Source organism: Micromonospora qiuiae (assembly GCF_016863555.1).
Taxonomy (GTDB): Bacteria; Actinomycetota; Actinomycetes; order Mycobacteriales; family Micromonosporaceae; genus Micromonospora; species Micromonospora qiuiae.
On the sequence record NZ_BOPC01000118.1, the window covers coordinates 1 to 17,093 of the forward strand.

Genomic DNA, 17,093 nt, shown 5'->3' on the forward strand with positions numbered 1-17,093 from the left:
GGTGCGGATCCGGCGGTTCTTCTGCGACGACACCGCCTGCGACCGGCGGACGTTCGCGGAGCAGGTGCCAGGAGTGACCACCCCATATGCCCGGCGCACCTCGCTGCTGCGCGGCCTCCTGGAGAAGATCGCGCTGGCGTTGGGCGGCCGTCCGGGCGCGCGGATGGCTCGTCTGTTGGCTGTCGAGGTGTCCCGCACGACCCTGTTGCGGCTGGTCCGGGCGTTGCCGGTGCCCGAGGCAGGCACGCTGCCGGTGCTTGGTGTCGACGATTTCGCGTTCCGCAAGGGCAACACCTACGGCAGCATCATCGTAGACATGCATACCGGCCGGCCGGTCGACCTGCTGCCTGACCGCCACGCCGACACGTTCGCCGACTGGCTACGTGCCCGCCCAGGTGCCCAGGTAATCTGCCGTGACCGTGCGAACGGGTACGCCGAAGGCGCCCGGCTCGGTGCGCCGGACGCGATCCAGGTCGCCGACCGGTTTCATCTGCTGCACAACCTCACCCAGGCCGTCGACCGGGTCGTGCGCGCCCATCGCGCTTGCCTCAAGGACCGGCCCGAAGCCGAAGCCGTCGCCCAGCCGCGTCCATCAACCGACGGTGAGCAGGGCCGACGGGTCGAGGTGACCCGGCAACGGCACGCTGAGATCCACGCCCTGCACACCACGGGTGTCGGCACCACCGCGATCAGCAAAGCGTTGAACCTCGACGGCAAGACGGTCCGCCGCTACATACGCGCGGCGACCGCCGATGAACTGCTCACCGAGACCGCCCCGCGAGCCCGGGGCCTCGACGAACACACCTCCTACCTCGCCGAACGCTGGGAGCAGGGATGCACCAACGCCACCCGACTGACCGCCGAGCTACGCGAGCGCGGCTACCGCGGCAGCGCCCGCACGGTGCGCCGGCTGCTGCAGAGCTGGCGCGACGGCACGATCAAACCAACCGCGATGACCGCGGTCGCGCCGAAGCCGCGGGAGGTGACCGGCTGGATCATCCGGCCAGCGGCCGAGCGCACCGACCGCGAACGCGCCGATCTGGCCCGCATCCTCGGGCGGTGTGACAGCCTGCGCACCGTGGACCGCCTGGTCAGTGACTTCGCCGGCATGCTGCGTCAACGCCAAGGCCAGCACCTGGACACCTGGATCACCCAGGCTCGATCCAGCGGGGTCGCGCAGCTGGCCGGCTTCGCCGCCGGGCTGGTCAAGGACTACGACGCGGTCCGTAACGGTCTCACGCTGCCCTACAGCAGCGGCGCTGTCGAAGGCAACGTGTGCCGATTGAAGGCGATCAAAAGGCAGATGTACGGCCGAGCGAACTTCGACCTCCTCCGACGCCGCGTCATCCTCGCCGAGTAACCGCCATGCCGCAGGAGTGATCACGAACTTCGTGCCAGAGCCATCTTTCACTGGCCGCCGACAGACGACGGCACCGATCAGGTGATCCATGATCTGCTGCACTGGGGCTGGTCATCGCGGTCGTGGTGACCGCGGCGTCGGTCACCGACAACACCATCGGCATCCGGCTGCTCGACAAGGTCGCCGAACACGCTCCGACGGTGAGCCGCGCCTGGGTCGACGCCGGGTTCAAACGGGACCTCGCGCTGCACGGCGCCGTCCTGGGTGTCGACGTCGAGGTCGTCAAACGCTCCGACATCCGAGGCGGATTCGTGCCGATCCGCAAGCGGTGGATCGTCGAGCAGGTCAACGGCACGTTGATGCTGCACCGCCGCCTCGTGCGCGAGTACGAGAGCCGACCAGAATCGGCGGTCTCACGAACCCTGTGGGCATCGACGGCGAATATCGTGCGCCGGCTGACCGGAACCAGCACACCCTCCTGGCGGCACCGGTGAACCTTCCCACGGTCCTCGACCTGATCGCCGACCGCGAAACCACCGCACGCCGGCACGCCGATCGGCTACGCGAGCAGATCACCACCCTCACCGGCGAACTCGCCCGCCTCGACGGCGAACTGGCCGACCTGGCCACCACCCGCACCACCCTGCGCACCCTCGCCGCCGCCGAGTTCACCGCCGACGCCCCCACCATCGCCAGCGCCCCCTACCAGCAGATCCTGGCTGTCCTTCGTGCCGAGCCCGCCGGCATGCGCGCCAAAAGCATCTGCCTCGCCCTCGGCGTCGAGCCCTCACCGAAACACGTCGAAGGCACCCGCGCGAAGCTGAAACGCATGGTCAACCCCACGTCCTCACCGAAGACGAGCCCGGAGTATTCACCCTCGCCCAGAAACGGACCTAACACTCGGAACCTCGTCTGTGCCAGCGCCGTCGAATGAGCCAGTTTTCCTCGATGCCGTTGCGTCAGCGGTGTGTCTCGCTGAGCTGGCGGAGTCGTGCGGACAGTTCGGCGGCCACCTGTTCGGGTTCGGCGAGGCAGCGCCATGCGGGGACACGGTGGATCGCGGCATGGTGGGCTGCGATGTCGAGGCGTGCGAGCACCTTGCGTAGTCGGCGGCCGTCCGGGTTTCCGGCAGGGTCGTCCACGATGACAGCTAGCTTTTGGCGAGCGTTTCGGACGACGAGGTCGGCGGTCTGCCCGGAGACGACTACGTCCCGCTGCACGGCGAGGCCTGTCTCGGCAAGGTGCAGGTGGTCGGCAGGCCCTGGGCCGGCTTCCGGCATAGCCATGGTCGGCTCACTGCCGAGGGCCAGGGCGGTGAGTAGGCTGCGTTGACCTGACCACCATGACCGATCACCGACGACAACGAGATGGGAGCAGGCCCGGGTGATGGCGACGTTCCATAGGTTGGTCTGGTGGACGAGCCAATTCCGGGTGCGGTCACCGATGCCGTGGGCGCCGACGGGCGAGACGACCATGATGTCTCGTTCGCTGCCCTGGAACTTGTGAATGGTCGCGCAGGTTAAGTTTTCGGAGAGACCAGCGGCGTGTAGCGCGGAAGTCAGGCCGTGTTGCTGTGCGGCGAGTGGTGTGACCACTCCGATGGAGGCGTCTGGGTAGGTCGCGCGCAATTGCGCCACCTCGGCCACGACTGCCGCGATCTCGACGTCGTTGCGTCCGGACCCGCTTGGACCGTAGTTGAACGTTCCCACCACGTCGCGCCACCGTACGGCCGGATCGGCGGGAGCGGCGAACCGGGCAGGGTCCGTCAGGACGGTGAGCCGGCCCTGGTACACCTCGCGGTTGTACGTCGACGATGTCGGCGTGGCACCGGTAGTGCTCGTCAAGCAAGTAGGCCGTACCGGCTGCGGCAGCGAAGGAGTCGTACGCCGAGTGGCGTGTAGGTCAGTCGGCGGGTGTTCACCCATCCGGTGCTGAGGCCGGCTTTGGCTTGTTGTGCGAGGTCGTCGGTCTTCGGTAGATCGATGACGGGTGGTAGTTGTCGTGGGTCACCGATGATCAGCGCGCGTTTGGCGCGATACAGCATGGGCAGGATCTCCGGCACCGTGCACTGTGCAGCCTCGTCAATCACCACCAGGTCGTACATTGCGTGGCTTCGACGCAGTCGTCGCACGGACAACGCCGTGACCGCCCAACCCGGCAACACGCTTAGTAGCTCCGGGAAATATGCCCAGCTGTCAGATTGGGCTTTGCTCATCTCATCAGCCTGGTCCTGCAGCAGTCGCGCGCCCGACGCCACGCGACGGGCGATCTGGGCACGCAGCAGCTCGATACTGCGCGTGGGCCGCTCGGTGCCGATCAGTTCGGTAAGCCGCTGCCAGGACACATGGAGGTCAGGCAGCGCGTCGAGCCGTTGCCGACACTCTCGCCACCGCAGCTCAATGACGGCACGCTCGCCAAGGGCTCTGATGGCGTCCCGATCGTACGCGCCATGGCGGCGCAGGCGCCGGCGGTACCACCAGCCGAGCCAGCGGCCGTTCAACGCACGATCGGTGAGGTGGAACAGCTGCGCCAGCGCTGCATTGCCATTTGGCAGCATGGAGCGGGTCCGTTTCCGACGGCGTCTGCCCGGCAGCCCGGTCCTCGGCTGCTATCCGAACCTCAGACGGCGGGGCAGAAGCGCGGGTGTCGAGGCGGCACGCCGACGCCTGCCGGGTCGCGGTCACCCTGTGTTCCGGCGATCTCTCGGCTCCACGCCATCGGGGAACGTCACCGGACCCTGCGGTTACGTAGGACGAGGATCCCCAGCGGACGAGATCGGCCACCTTTCGTTGTGACGCCCGCCGGAGTCAGCCGTCCTGGCAGGTGCATCCCGGTCGCCCCGCACACTCCCGGCACTCCGGACATCGAAACCGCGATCCGGGAACGCTTTCTGCGGCGGTGCACGGCATCGCCAGCACATCCGCGCCGGCTGTCCGGTCGACGCGATCCCCGTTGGTGGTGTCGATGATGGCATTGTGCGGCCACAGCACCGGGTACCGAGCACCGCAGCAGCAGACCCGGCTGCCCCAGATGGCCTCGCAGTTGCCGCACCGGGCGTGGAAGGTGTCGCGGTCCCGCATGTGCAGCCGCGCTCCGGGCTCTTCGCAGAGCGGGCAGGTGTCGAACCGACCGAAGGCCGCCCCCGCCGCATCCAGGGTGGCCGTCAGCTCTGCCGGCAGAAGCTGACTGTCCCGGCTCGGGCCATGGTGCCGGTCCACCGCCTCCCGGAGCAGGTGCGACCGCTCCTCGGGGGTGGGTCGGCGGAGCAGCAGCCTCGCCCGCCGCCCACCGGGCGCAGCCAGTTCCTCGCCGGCAGCGTCGGCACCCCAGCGGGCAGCGCCACCGGCAGGGGGGTATCCGTGGCTGAACCACCGGCCCTGCAGCGTCCACCGGAGGGCCCGCCCCAGCCGCTCCTCGCCCTCGACCTCCAGTGGGCTGATCGGCACGAGGCAGGCCGTCGTCCCGAAACCCGCCGGATGGCGGTCACCTCCGCGGCGGCCCGCGCGGTCACCTCCCTCTCCAGGTCGCGCTCCCGCCGCTCGAGCTGGATCTCCTGTCCCCGCAGGGCACCCTGGTCGTTGGAAACCGCCGGTCACCAACGCGAGCCGGGCGTTGATATCTCGCCCTCATCGCCTGGGCCCGGCAATACCGATTGTCATCAACCAATCGTGTACGGCGACGGACGACCTCTCCTGCCCGGGAACGGGGAATCCGCTCCCTCGGTCGGGGGATCGGCCGTCCGATGTCCCGTTGCGCTCGCCTGGAGGACTCCTCAGACGCCGAGCCCTCGTTGCGGACCTGCGCCGGCCGTGGGAGCGGCCAGCGGCAACAGACCAGGTTCTGGTCGACCACCCGGCTCCCGCAACCGCCGGCCCGCACCCCACCACGACGTCGGCAAAACCGTCAAGCGTGACTTGATCATCGCAGCACGTAAGCAAACGCGAGGGTTAAAGATCAAGCTCAGCCTTGAAGTAGAGCGTAGTCACGTCGTAGAGGCACAACGAACATCCCGACGGTCAGGGCGTGGTTGAAGCCAGTGGCCGCGATCTGGGGCCGATAGCCACGCTGCTGGGCCCGCCCCAGGATGCGGCGCATCGTTCGCTCACTGGCCGGCTCCTGACCCAGGCGCCGCGGCGGTCCTGCCAGGCGAAAAGCGCCTGTTTCGAACCTCCTACCCACCGGAGTCCCAGTGGCAAGAGAGCGTCCTCGCGGCCCTCTTGTGAAGTGCACCATATTTCTATATGGTGCTACGCGTTCGCACGATGTAGGAATAACTGGAGTCAGGATGACTGATGGTGAGCCCGCACACGCACGGGTCCTCGACTTGCTGCTGGCTTTCGCGAACCGTCCTGTTTGGACCGTGGAGGCGCTGGCTGAGCAGATGGGCGCGACCAAGAGCACGACCTATCGCTTCATCAAGAGTCTGCGCGAGCGTGATCTCGTGGTGCGCCGGTCCACGGGCGAGTACTCGTTGGGCCCGGCGATCCTGTCCTTGGCGAGCCACGTCGAATTGAGAGGGTCGCTCTCCGAGGTCGCGTTGCCGGTGATGCGCAAACTTGCCGTGGACTCCGGCGAGAGCGTCATTCTCACCGTGGTGGTCGGAAACAAGGCGTTGGCGCTCGAGCAGGTGTCAGGGCCTCAGCCGCTCAACCTGTCGTTCAAGCCGGGGACGCTGCATCCGCTCCACGTCGGCGCCTCCTCGAAGATCCTCCTAGCGAACCTTCCGGAGCCCGCCTTCACCGAGGCTGTCACAGCCGTCACAACAACCACCGGGTACAGCGATCACCCGGTCACTGACATCGACGCGCTCCTAGCGGACCTCGCTGGGATCAGAGAGCAGGGTGTCGCAATCACGGAGGGCGAGTACGAGCCCGGCGTCAAGGCGGTCGCCTGCCCTGTGTTCGACGCCCGCAAGACACTGAAGGGCGCCATCAGCATCGCCGGACCGGCACACCGCATGCCTTCCACCTCTGACCGGCGACTCGCCGAGTTGCTCACGGCTGCTGTGGAAGCTGTCGGCCTGCACCTGAACCCGACGAGCTATGGCTGATATTCACCACATCGGCATCCGCGTGGCAGACATCGAAAAGGTGGCGTCTGTCCTCACTCGGGCGTTCGGCGTGCAGATCCAGTACGACGCGAAGGACCGTGCCGATCAACCACGTATCGCGTATGCCCGGTTCCGGAACTGCCGCCTGGAGTTGATCGAGGACCCAGCAAACCCGCCCCCGGGCAACGACCTGGCCGCGCTCGACCACATCGCTGTGGACGCGGGCGAAATCGTCCAGGCGGTGGGGGAACTCGCTTCGGTTGGTTTCAAGTCGCTTGACAGCCATCCGAGAGTGGGCGCCTTCGGAAACCAGGTGGCGGCCTTCGAACGATCCACCTTCGCCGGTATCAAGTTGCACCTCGTGTGCCAGCAGGAGGGGAGAGAACCATGAGCACCCTGAAGGTGCTGGCGAACCACGAGATGTTGTCGCTGCAGCCCAACGAGTCGTTCGCGGACTCCAGCGCAGCCACCCCCGTCTTGAAGCTCACCTGCCCGGGGCTGCTCGATCTCGATGCTTCCGGGAAGATCGTCCCATCCATCGCACACTCGTGGAGCGCATCACCGGAATGGGACGACTTCCGTTTCCAGGTACACCGGGACCTGTCGTTCTCCGATGGACAGGCCGCCACCACGGAAGCGATCGCTGACAGCATCCGGCGCAGTCTGGATCCTCGGCGAAACTCGCTGCATGCCCGCGATCTCGCCGGGATCAAGACGGTCAGAGCCGTCTCCGCGCAGGAGGTCCAGATATGCACAGACGGGCCCGCCCCGACGCTGCCCTGGTACCTGGCCTGGAGGCACTATGTGGTCGCTGACACGGAACTCCAGCCGACTGGGCTCGGCCCGTACCAGTTGGTCGAGTGGATCCGCGGAGACTCTGTCCGGCTGCGCCGGAACCCCGCCTACCGGCTGGGACCGATGCCGCACTTCGAGAACATCCATGTCGAGTTCGCGCCGACCTCCGAGGTTCGGCGAGAGAGGGCGCTGACCGGCGAGTTCGACTTCATCGAGACCTTGCCACCCGCTCTTGTGAGCGATGAGCAGTTCAAACGGCACTACGAGGTCATTCCCGTCGCCTCGGGTAGCAGGACGATCCTCACGTACAACGCCAGGAAAAACTGGCTCGGCTCGGCCCAACAGAGACGCCACGTGGCTCGGATGGTCGATGTCGACCAGCTGCAACACCGCGTCCTGGGTGAAGCCGCTGACCACACCGGCACGCCGAAAAACTTCTCCGACAGGACGCCGGCGCCCGTCGGCGGCGTTACGAATACGGGACCGATCAGATTGGCGGCTCCGAACATCAGCCCCGTACAGGAGGCGGCGCACGAGATCGCGCGGCAGTTGGAAGCCCACGGGCTAGCTGTGTCCGTCGCCTTGTACGACGACCCGCCGTGGTGGCCATTGGTCTACCCGGGCCTCTCGTCACCAGGATGGGATCTGGCGATCCAGAGCATGCCGGCGCGGCCGCACCCCGCCGTCACACTTCGGCGCGAATACTGCTCTGACGGCCCGTTCAATGCAACCGGGATCCAGAACTCGACCTTGGACGAGCTCGCGCTTTCCCTCGATGCCCGTGCCGGAGGGCCAGAAGCCGACGAAATATATCGCCAGGCCATGGCCATCGCGGACGAAGCCTGTATGTACACCGAGCTATATCGGTCGCATTACAGCATCGCAGTCAGCAAACGAATAAAGGGCGCCACTCCGCACTCAATGAACTTCTGGAATGTGGCGACGCTCTACACGTAATCAGTACGCCGAGAGGAGAATTACGGATATGTTTCGCAAGAAGATGTGGGTGATCGTAGCAGGGGTCGGTCTCTCACTGGTCGCCTCGGGATGTAGTAGTGCTTCCAATGAATTGAGCGACACCCTCAGGGTCGGCTACGTCAATGAGCGGCCGTACTCCTGGATCGACGGCAAGGATGTCAAGGGCACCGATATCGACATCATCAAGACCTGCATGCAGCGCACCGGTGGACCCGCGAATTTGGAGTACGTCCAGGCTGAATTCGAGGGCCTGATCCCCGGCCTTCAGGGCAAGCGGTTCGACGTGATCGCCGGCGGCCTGCTGTACAACGATGAGCGGCAGAAGCTCGCGGACGCGACGTCCCCCACTTACCAGTTCCGCCTGGCCGCGATGGTTCAGGCGGGGAACCCGCACGGAATCACCACGGAGATCGAGAGCCTGATCGCTGCCAAGGGCCGCATCGGGGCCAAGCAGGGGACTTATGACTATGAGGTTCTCGTCAAGCACCCCGAACTGGGCGACCGTGTCGCCGGATATGACTCGAGCCAGTCGGCGTACCGGGACCTCGCCAACGGCCGCATCATCGCCGTGGTCGATAACGAGGCCCTCGTCGTCCAGTACCTGAATGCCAACCCGAACCCGAAGTTGGAGATCGTCCAGCCCTTCAACGGCGTCTACGAGCCGGCCGGCGCGGTGATCTGGTTCCGCAAGGGCCTCGAAAGCACCGTGGACAAGGTGAACGGGTGCATCAAGGAGATCAAGGAGGACGGCGAGCTCACCAAGATCCTGGAGTCCAACGAGTACCCGGTCGAGGCAGTGACGGGTCCGGACGAGACGACCCCGAACAGGAATTAAGTCCTGCCACTAGGTCCCTCCTGAGGCCAGGACAGTCGCGAGGAGAGGTGCCTCTGGTGGGTAGGATGGAGGTATGTCGTGAAGATGATTGAGTTCTTTGCGCAGCATTGGCGAGAGCTGGTCCCCCCGGCCGGAGTAGCCATCTTGGTGACTCTGATCACAATTCCGATCTTTCTCGCGATCGGCGCATGGAGTGCGACCTCTCAGCTCTATGGGGGTCGCTTGGCGAAGAGGGTGGTGAATTCCTATCTGGCGGTTTTCCGCGGCACGCCCTTGCTGATCCAGGTGTTCTGGATCTTCTATGGCCTGCCCCTGATCGGAATTCGCCTCCACCCCATCGTGGCTGGAATTCTCGCGCTGTCCTTGAACTTCGGGGCCTATGCCTCCGAGATCGTGAGGTCGGGCCTCAATTCAGTTGCTCACGGGCAGCACGAAGCCGCCACCATGTTGGGGATGACGCGCCGCCAGTCCCTGCGGAGAGTGATCTTCCCGCAGGCGCTGGTGGTCTCCGCGCCGGCTCTGGCGAACCAGGTCATCGAGCTGTTCAAGAACACCTCACTGCTCGGCCTGATCACGGTCGCTGAACTCATTCGCGGGGGCCGGCAACTGGGAGTCGTGACGTTCGACCCGATGGCGAGCTGGATTCTCGTGGCTGCGTTCTACGTAGTCATTGCTGGCCTGGCCGCGTTCGGCATGCGGAGATTCGAACGAAGGCTCAACCGGGCCCTCGTAAGCACAGGAGCGACGCCGTGAGTGAAAGCGTTTCCATGTGGTGGTCGGAGTACCTCCCGCTATTTGCCGTCGGCGCATGGCGAACGATCCAGCTCACCGTGATGTCGATGCTCCTGGCCACCGTGCTGGGCCTCCTGATCGCGGTGGTGCGTCGGATGAGAGTGCCCGGCCTGAGTCAGTTGTTCGCGGCGTTCGTCCAGGTGATGCGCCTGGTGCCGGAACTCGTGCTTCTCTTCTTGGTGTACTACTCATTGCCCGAGCTGGGAATCTTGCTCTCCGCGTTTGCGTCCGCCATCATCGTGTTCGGCGCCCACTACTCGGCATTTCTCTCCGAGGTCTTTCGTGGCGGCCTGGAGGCTATTCCTCATTCGCAGGTCGAGGCCTCCAAAATGCTGCAGTTGGGGAAGGGCGTGATGTGGCGTCGCGTGATTCTGCCCCAGGCGGTTCGAAATATTGTTCCAACGTGGGGCAACTACCTCCAAACCGTGTTGAAGGCGACGGCCCTAGCTGGCACCATTACCTATGGCGAGCTCTTCTTCCAGACAAACTTCATGGCCAATCAAAACTTTCGGTACTTCCTATTTTTCACTATCGCCGCGGCGATCTACTTTGTCATGAGCTGGGGTGCAGGGAAGTTGCAGCACAGGCTTGAAAAGCATTTTGCAAGGGAGCGGAGGCAATTCGCATGACCAGCAACACCGTGTCGCCCGGTGACGGGGCGGGACAGGTGTACGTCGACGTCGTCGGTGTGACGAAGAGCTTCGGCGCCAACCAGGTGCTCAAGGGCGTCGACCTACAGGTGCAGGCCGGTGAGTGTGTTGTCCTGCTCGGTGCCTCGGGCTCCGGCAAGACCACCCTGCTGCGCTCCGTCGCCGCACTGGAGACTCCGGACGCGGGCTCGATCCGCGTTGTCTCCCATCAGCTGGACTTCGGATCCGCCGGGAAGCGGACCCACGGTGAGAAGGAGCTGCGCGCGTTCCGCTCGGACACCGGCATGGTGTTCCAGCAATACAACCTGTTCCCCCACCTGACCGTGTTGGAGAACATGACGGTTGCGCCGCGACACGTGCACGGGACCGGTAAGGCGGAGGCCGAGGCCGCAGCGGTCAAGCTGCTGGCACGCGTGGGCCTGGCCGACAAGGCCGGCTCCTACCCGCTGCAGCTGTCGGGTGGGCAACAACAGCGGGTCGCGATCGCTCGGGCTCTGGCGCTGAACCCGCGGGTGATGCTGTTCGACGAGGTCACGTCTGCCTTGGACCCGCAGTTGGTGGAGGAGGTCGAGAACGTCATCCAGCAACTGGCATGCGACGGCATGACGATGCTGCTGGTGACGCACGAACTCTCCTTCGCGCGAGCGGTTGCGGATCGGATCGTGTTCATGTCGAACGGCATCGTGCTCGAGACGGGCACTCCCGCCCAGATCCTGGACAACCCTGCACACGAAGAGACGCGGCGCTTCGTCAAGCGCGCTCAACGTGTCTGACAGAAGTTCTTTTCATTGCTTCCCAAACTTTGGAGGATGAGGTTAACCGATGAACGAGTTTCTCCTGACCCGCCTGCGGTACTACGTGGATGGCCGGATCCTCGAGGGCTCGATTCACGTTCGCGATTCGAGCATCGTCGCTTTGTACCCGGTGGATGCGGCACTTCCCGCTGACGTCCAGCGACTCGACTGTTCCGGCAAGCTCGCGATTCCGGGCCTGGTCAACGCACATACCCACAGCCACAACATCCTGGCGAGAGGCACGCTCGGTGCCTCTTCGCTGGAGGTGCTGATCGGCAATATCGACGCGGCGAACAAGGACCGGACACCGGAGGAGGCGTACGCCGCAGCAGCGCTGAACGCAATCGAGTGCGTTCGAGGTGGGTCGACCGCGCTGGTCGACATGTTCACTACCTATCCGCTCAGCCGGGAGCACATCGACGCCGTCGCCGAGGCCTATGTGGACGTAGGGGTTCGCGCCCTCATCGCCCCTCACTTCACCGACCTTTCGTCACAGGCCCATCTGCCTGGGTTCGTCGAGTCCCTGCCGCCGGATCTTCGGGCACGCATCGAACGTGATCTGGCTGCCACCGAGGTCGACCTCCGCATCCCTGCGGAGGCAAGCCAGAAGTGGAACCACGCCTGCGAGGGGCGCATCACCTTCGGTTTGGCGCCGACGGTCCCCCACCAGTGTTCGGACCAGCTCCTGGAGGACACCGGTCGCTTGGCCGCCGAACTCGGGATCCCGATCCACACGCACCTGGCGGAAAGCCGTACCGAGACCGTGAGCAGCCAGACCAGGTTCTCGGGAGCGTTCGTGGCCAGGCTGATCGACTTCGGCATCCTCGGTGAAGGCGATTCGGCGGCGCACGCCATCTGGCTGGGCAGACGAGACCTGGGACGTCTGGCCGAAGCCGGTTCCGTCCTCGTCCACTGTCCCTCGTCGAACCTGCGCCTGGGGGCCGGTGTCGCTCGCGTCAACGAGTGGGAGCGGGCAGGCGTGGCATGGACCCTGGGCTCGGATGGTGCCGTGTCCAGCGACAACCTGAACATGTTGGAGACCATCAAGTGCGCCGGCTTGTCGTCGCGCATCTGGTCCCACGACACGTCCACCTGGCTGAAGGCCGAGCAGCTCCTGGAACGAGCGTTCGCGGGATCGACGAGGACGCTTGGCTCGTCCCACGACCTGAGCGGGATCCGTCCCGGCGCACAGGCGGACTTCACGCTCTTCGACACACGGTCCACATACCTTGCACCGGGTCTCGATCTTGTCGCTCAACTCGTCTACTCGGAGACCGGCGCATCCGTCTCGGACGTCATCGTTGCCGGCAAGTTTGTCCTCGAGGAGGGACGCATCACGACGATCGATGAGGAGTCCGCCATCGAGCAGGTGAAGCTCGCGGGCCAGGCCATGATCGCTCGCAACGCCGAGGCCTGGGCCCTGGCCGAACAGCTGCGTCCGTACTACAACGCAGTGAACACCCGCACCGCGCAGATGCCTTGGCGGCCGGCTGACGATGCCGAGCCCGACTGGTCGGAGAGCGACCTGATCCTTCCCTTCTGATGGAGCCCATCGGGCATCCGTCCAGTCGATCAATCCCGCCAGAAGTCTCGGAGACACAAATGGAATACATGCAACTCGCCCTGCAGGAGGCCGAGAAGGCCGGTTCACGCGGCGATCAACCTGTCGGTGCGGTCCTGGTGGCCGGTACCGACTTCGTTGTGGGATCCAACCGTATCGTCAGTTCCGCGAATCCACTTCTGCACGCCGAAGTGGACGCAATCTTGCGAGCGGTTGAATCAGGACTTCCTCTGGTGGGATCGCGGCTGTATTCGACGGTCGAATCGTGCTTTATGTGCTTGGGCGCCATATTGAACGCAGGGATCTCGGAGCTTGTCTACGGAATTTCCTTGCGGGATATTCACCCCGAGGAGCGATTCCGCGCCAGATACGGCGGCTATTCTTGCGCCAGCATGCTCGAGCTGCTGGGAAGAACCGAGTCAGGATTCGTCTTGGCCGGCGGTGTGAGTGCGCAGGATTGTCTTGCGGTCTGGGACCGCTATCGCGATGCAGAGTGGAATGCCGTCCTCAGATAGAGCGCGGCCATTGACGGTGCGGGCAGGCCATTTGCGGAATATAGGGAGTGAGCGGGAGAGATGAGTGCTGCACAGGATGGCGAGCAGAATTGGCCGGTCCGGGATTTCGTAGGTTACGGACGACAGGCACTGGACTTCAGCTGGCCTGGCGGCGCGCGACTTGCCATCAGCGTTGTGCTCAACATTGAAGAGGGGGCGGAGCGTTCGCACTACTTCGGTGACGGAGTCAACGAATCCAGTTGGGAGTCCCACAGGTCGTTCCCCCCGCACGTGCGTGACCTGATGGCCGAGTCCATTTTCGAGTATGGCAGCCGACGGGGCACACACCGGATCCTGGACGTACTCGAGCGCTTTGACGTCCCTTCGACGATCTTCGCCTCCGCTGTGGCCCTCCAGGTGAATCCGCCGCTCCTCGAACGACTCAGGAACTCCCCGCACGAGATCTGTGGGCACGGACTGCGCTGGACCGAAGCATGGGAATTGGATCGGGATAAGGAGTCGGCCCAGATCGGCCAGGCCATCGAGTTGTTCAAGCAGTTGACCGGTGACCGGCCCTCTGGCTGGTACAGCAGGTACAGCCCCTCGATCCACACCCGAGGCCTGTTGGTGGAACATGGATTCAGCTACGACTCAGATGCCTACAACGACGACCTGCCATACTACGTGCGGGTCGGGGACGTCTGGCATCTCGTGATCCCCTACACGGCGACCTACAACGACACCAAGTTCGCGTTCAACATCGGCGGTCCCAGCGACTTCCTCGACCTGCTGAAGCGGGCGGTGAATTTTCTGCTGGCCGAAGGGGCCGCAGAACCGAAGATGCTCTCCATTGGGCTGCACGCCCGGATGATGGGGCAGGCCGCGCGGGCCGATGTCTTGCGCGAATTCCTGGCGTTCTGTCAGACCCGGGGTTCAGATATCTGGTTCGCCCGAAGGGACGAGATCGCCCGGTTCTGGCGCGAGACCTTCCCTGACCCCGAGTCACTCGCGGCCTGTTCACGCACAGACCCGGGTGCGGTGCGCCATGTATGACCTGGTACTCCGCGGTGCCCGAGTCGTTTCTGAGTCGACTCAGGGCGCTTGTGACCTCGCCGTCAAGGACGGCGTGGTGGCAGCTGTGCTCCCGCGAGGGAGCGCGGCTGTGGCCCGGTCGAACGTCGACCTCGACGGTCTGACGCTTCTGCCCGGCGTGGTGGATGCCCACGTCCACCTCCGGGGATCACCACGTGACGCGGGCGAATCGTTCGCTATCGGTTCCGCGGCGGCCGTGGCGGGCGGAGTCACGACGGTCCTGGAGATGCCCGTGACCGATCCCATGGTGCTGACCGGCAGCCTCCTCCACGAGCGCGGGAACCGACTCTCTACGCAGTCGATCGGTGACTTCGCGCTCTACGGAGGCCTGGGGATTGGCAACCTCCACGAGGCCGCGGACCTCAAGGGCGCCGGCGCCGTCGGGGTCAAGACGTTCCTCCACCGGGCCGCCCCGGGACGGGAGGGAACTCTTGGCACGATCACGGCCGTCACCGCAGATCAGATGCTCCGCGTGTTGGAGGCCAGCGCCTCGGCGGGCCTCGTACACGCGATCCACGCCGAGGACGACGATCTGATCAACTTCCTGCAGGCACGACACGGCGAATCCGATCCCGCCAGCTTCCATCTTGACAGTCGTCCGGCGCTCGCCGAGCAGGTCAGCGCCGTCCGTGCGGCGATCATCGGGATGGCAGTCGACGCCAAGATGCACTTCGTCCACGTGTCCAGCGCCTTGACGGTGGACCTGCTGAGCTTCCTCGCTGAGAGAGGCGCCGACCTTTCCGTCGAGACCGCTCCGCACTACGTCCGCTTCACGTCGGACCAGGTCACCGACTTCGGGATGAGAGCGAGGTGCAATCCTCCCCTGAGGTCATCACAAGCTCGGGCCGAGCTCGTCCGTCGTCTGGAGAACGGTGCGATCGACATCGTCGCTAGTGATCACTGCTCCTACCCGGTCGACGACGTGTCGAGACTGGCCGCCGACCCGGTGCGCGCGCCGGCCGGGTTCCCCGGGATCCAATACATGCTGCCGTCGCTTCTTAACCTCGTGTCCGAAGGGAGCTTGACCTTGAACCAGGTCGTCAGGGCGACTAGTTTCGCACCGGCCCAGCGGTTCTCCCTGCCTCAGAAGGGCGACGTCGCCGTCGGCATGGATGCCGACTTCGTCGTCGTCGATCTCGACGAGCCGACACCCTTCGCCGACCTGCCTCATCAGTCCGCGGCGGTGGAGAATGTGCCCTTCTTCGCGACCGAGGTCTATTCCTCCCGTGTCGCGCAGACCTGGGTGCGGGGCACCTGTGTCTTCGACGGCTCATCGATCCGGGTGGAACCCGGCTACGGGCGCTGGATCAAGCCCGGGCCGCGCGGGGGAGGGGCTTGACGTGCAGGGGAGCGACCGGATGCGCCAGCAAGAGCTCGGCGGGGGCGACTTCGCCGGACGCGTGGTGGTGCTGCTGGGTGGTGGATCGGGACTAGGTCGAGCGGTGGCGCGGGCGGTGTGCGCCCAGGGCGGCGAGGTGATCCTCGGCGGCCGGACGGCAGAGAAGCTCGAGGAGACCGCTGCGGAACTCGGTTCCCAGGTCAGCTGGATGCAGGTGGACACCAGCGACCCCGGGTCGCTGGAGCGGTTCTTCTCCCGCGTCGAGCATCTGGACTTCCTGTTCAACACCACCGGTGACTATGTCACCGGCCCGCTTCGCGAATTGAGCTTTGAAGAGGCTGAATCCGCATTCAGGGCCAAGTTCTGGGGCCAGTACCTCGCGGTCAAGTACGCCCTCCCGAAGATGGCCCAAGACGGAGCCGTGGTGCTGATGGCCGGCGCGGACGGGGCCCGGCCGACGGTCGCCACACCGGCTTACGTCGCGTGCAACGCCGCCTTGGAGGGACTGGCTCGAGGCCTCGCCGTGGAACTGGCCCCCATCCGGGTCAACGCCCTCTCGCCCGGCGCGATGGACGGGAACTTCTGGTCCACTCGGAGGCCTGAAGAGGCTCGCCGGGAGGCCTTCGAGCGATATTCACGCCTGAATGTATTAGGAAGGGTGGGGACAGAGGAGGAAGTGGCGCGGGCGGTCCTGTTCCTATTCCTCAACTCCTACACAACGGGGACCACACTCTACGTCGATGGCGGACTGTCCATGCGGTAGGAGGGAACGGAGAGCGCAATTCCGGAAAATGCGAAGACCTTCGCGTCGGCTGGCGCGAAAAGCGGTAAGCCCACGGGGCCGCCGATGGACGACAGCCAGTCGACGGGGTTGATGTTCGTGCGCTGGCAGCCGGCCGGCGACCCGGTCCAGGTTGACACGCGGCGCAGGGAAGCGCACGCCGGCACCGTCGGGCGAGTCCGGCATGGTGCGGGGTTGCGGTTACTACTGCCTCCGGCGGGGGCGCTCCGGCTCCGGGATGGCCAACGTCATGAGCAGCCGCCGGCTTCAGGAGAGCATGCCGGAGCCCCTCATGTTGGGCTGGCGAATACAGTAGGTAACGAATGCCGCGCACACCGTCGGGCCTCTGAGCGGACATGTCGGTGTACGACGTACCGTAAGGGTTCAGCGTGGTCAAACGGTGATGGGCCGGGATACGGGTACGGGAGATGCAGACCAAGCTGCACCGTTGGGCGGCGGCCGACCATCGGTCGCCGGTTTGACGATGTCTACAACTTCGTCAGCGACCCGGCCACGCTGGTCATGGCGTTGCAACGGGTCGCCGGAAATGCCGGAGCCCGCACTGCTGGCGT

General features: G+C 65.2%; 15 protein-coding genes and 2 pseudogenes. 15 read left to right on the forward strand and 2 right to left on the reverse strand.

The genetic code is table 11. The features are described 5' to 3' along the window. The 3 genes and pseudogenes from Vqi01_RS28450 to Vqi01_RS28460 form a co-directional block, all read left to right on the forward strand. Positions 1-1,360, forward strand: a 1,360-nt coding sequence (locus tag Vqi01_RS28450) for an ISL3 family transposase (RefSeq protein WP_204038229.1), incomplete at its 5' end; no start/stop codon positions are given. Between the two features lie 98 nt (positions 1,361-1,458). After that, positions 1,459-1,854 (forward strand): annotated as a pseudogene (locus tag Vqi01_RS28455) (transposase); the annotation flags it as partial. Continuing rightward, positions 1,851-2,294: a hypothetical protein gene (locus tag Vqi01_RS28460; RefSeq protein WP_239098734.1), complete on the forward strand. Its 444-nt coding sequence runs from the start codon at positions 1,851-1,853 to the stop codon at positions 2,292-2,294. The pseudogene Vqi01_RS28455 and the gene Vqi01_RS28460, both read left to right, overlap by 4 nt. Positions 2,295-2,319: 25 nt before the next feature. On the opposite strand, the pseudogene Vqi01_RS31480 reads toward Vqi01_RS28460, so the two are convergent. After that, positions 2,320-3,946: pseudogene (locus Vqi01_RS31480) on the reverse strand (DEAD/DEAH box helicase); the annotation flags it as partial. Between the two features lie 221 nt (positions 3,947-4,167). Next, complete coding sequence (locus Vqi01_RS28470) at positions 4,168-4,806, reverse strand: hypothetical protein (RefSeq protein WP_204038230.1); 639 nt, start codon at positions 4,804-4,806, stop codon at positions 4,168-4,170. Between the two features lie 839 nt (positions 4,807-5,645). Here Vqi01_RS28470 and Vqi01_RS28475 point away from each other — a divergent pair. The 12 genes from Vqi01_RS28475 (at position 5,646) to Vqi01_RS28530 (ending at position 16,503) form a co-directional block, all read left to right on the forward strand. Further along, complete coding sequence (locus Vqi01_RS28475) at positions 5,646-6,410, forward strand: IclR family transcriptional regulator (RefSeq protein ID WP_204038231.1); 765 nt, start codon at positions 5,646-5,648, stop codon at positions 6,408-6,410. Further along, positions 6,403-6,801, forward strand: coding sequence for a VOC family protein (locus tag Vqi01_RS28480; RefSeq protein ID WP_204038232.1), 399 nt, complete (start codon positions 6,403-6,405; stop codon positions 6,799-6,801). The genes Vqi01_RS28475 and Vqi01_RS28480 overlap by 8 nt, the downstream gene beginning before the upstream one ends. Further along, the gene (locus Vqi01_RS28485; protein ID WP_204038233.1) at positions 6,798-8,162 is read left to right on the forward strand and encodes an ABC transporter substrate-binding protein; all 1,365 of its coding nucleotides are present in this window, start codon (positions 6,798-6,800) and stop codon (positions 8,160-8,162) included. Before Vqi01_RS28480 ends, Vqi01_RS28485 begins: the two co-directional genes overlap by 4 nt. A 28-nt stretch (positions 8,163-8,190) precedes the next feature. Beyond that, on the forward strand, positions 8,191-9,018 hold the full coding sequence (locus Vqi01_RS28490) for a substrate-binding periplasmic protein (protein ID WP_204038234.1): 828 nt from the start codon (positions 8,191-8,193) through the stop codon (positions 9,016-9,018). 84 nt (positions 9,019-9,102) lie between these two features. Beyond that, on the forward strand, positions 9,103-9,771 hold the full coding sequence (locus Vqi01_RS28495) for an amino acid ABC transporter permease (RefSeq protein ID WP_239098738.1): 669 nt from the start codon (positions 9,103-9,105) through the stop codon (positions 9,769-9,771). Next, positions 9,768-10,439, forward strand: coding sequence for an amino acid ABC transporter permease (locus Vqi01_RS28500; RefSeq protein ID WP_204038236.1), 672 nt, complete (start codon positions 9,768-9,770; stop codon positions 10,437-10,439). The genes Vqi01_RS28495 and Vqi01_RS28500 overlap by 4 nt, the downstream gene beginning before the upstream one ends. A 38-nt stretch (positions 10,440-10,477) precedes the next feature. Further along, positions 10,478-11,233 (forward strand): amino acid ABC transporter ATP-binding protein, encoded by a 756-nt coding sequence (locus tag Vqi01_RS28505; RefSeq protein ID WP_239098737.1) that lies wholly within the window; start codon positions 10,478-10,480, stop codon positions 11,231-11,233. Between the two features lie 49 nt (positions 11,234-11,282). Next, complete coding sequence (locus Vqi01_RS28510; RefSeq protein ID WP_204038238.1) at positions 11,283-12,797, forward strand: amidohydrolase family protein; 1,515 nt, start codon at positions 11,283-11,285, stop codon at positions 12,795-12,797. 59 nt (positions 12,798-12,856) lie between these two features. Then, entirely contained in the window at positions 12,857-13,330 is a 474-nt protein-coding gene (locus Vqi01_RS28515; protein ID WP_204038239.1) for a nucleoside deaminase, read from the forward strand. A 60-nt stretch (positions 13,331-13,390) separates the two neighbouring features. Continuing rightward, positions 13,391-14,362, forward strand: coding sequence for a polysaccharide deacetylase family protein (locus tag Vqi01_RS28520; protein ID WP_204038240.1), 972 nt, complete (start codon positions 13,391-13,393; stop codon positions 14,360-14,362). A gap of 109 nt (positions 14,363-14,471) precedes the next feature. Next, entirely contained in the window at positions 14,472-15,740 is a 1,269-nt protein-coding gene (locus tag Vqi01_RS28525; RefSeq protein ID WP_204038241.1) for a dihydroorotase, read from the forward strand. 19 nt (positions 15,741-15,759) lie between these two features. Continuing rightward, positions 15,760-16,503, forward strand: a complete 744-nt coding sequence (locus tag Vqi01_RS28530) for an SDR family NAD(P)-dependent oxidoreductase (protein WP_204038242.1) — start codon at positions 15,760-15,762, stop codon at positions 16,501-16,503. Positions 16,504-17,093 lie beyond the last annotated feature (590 nt).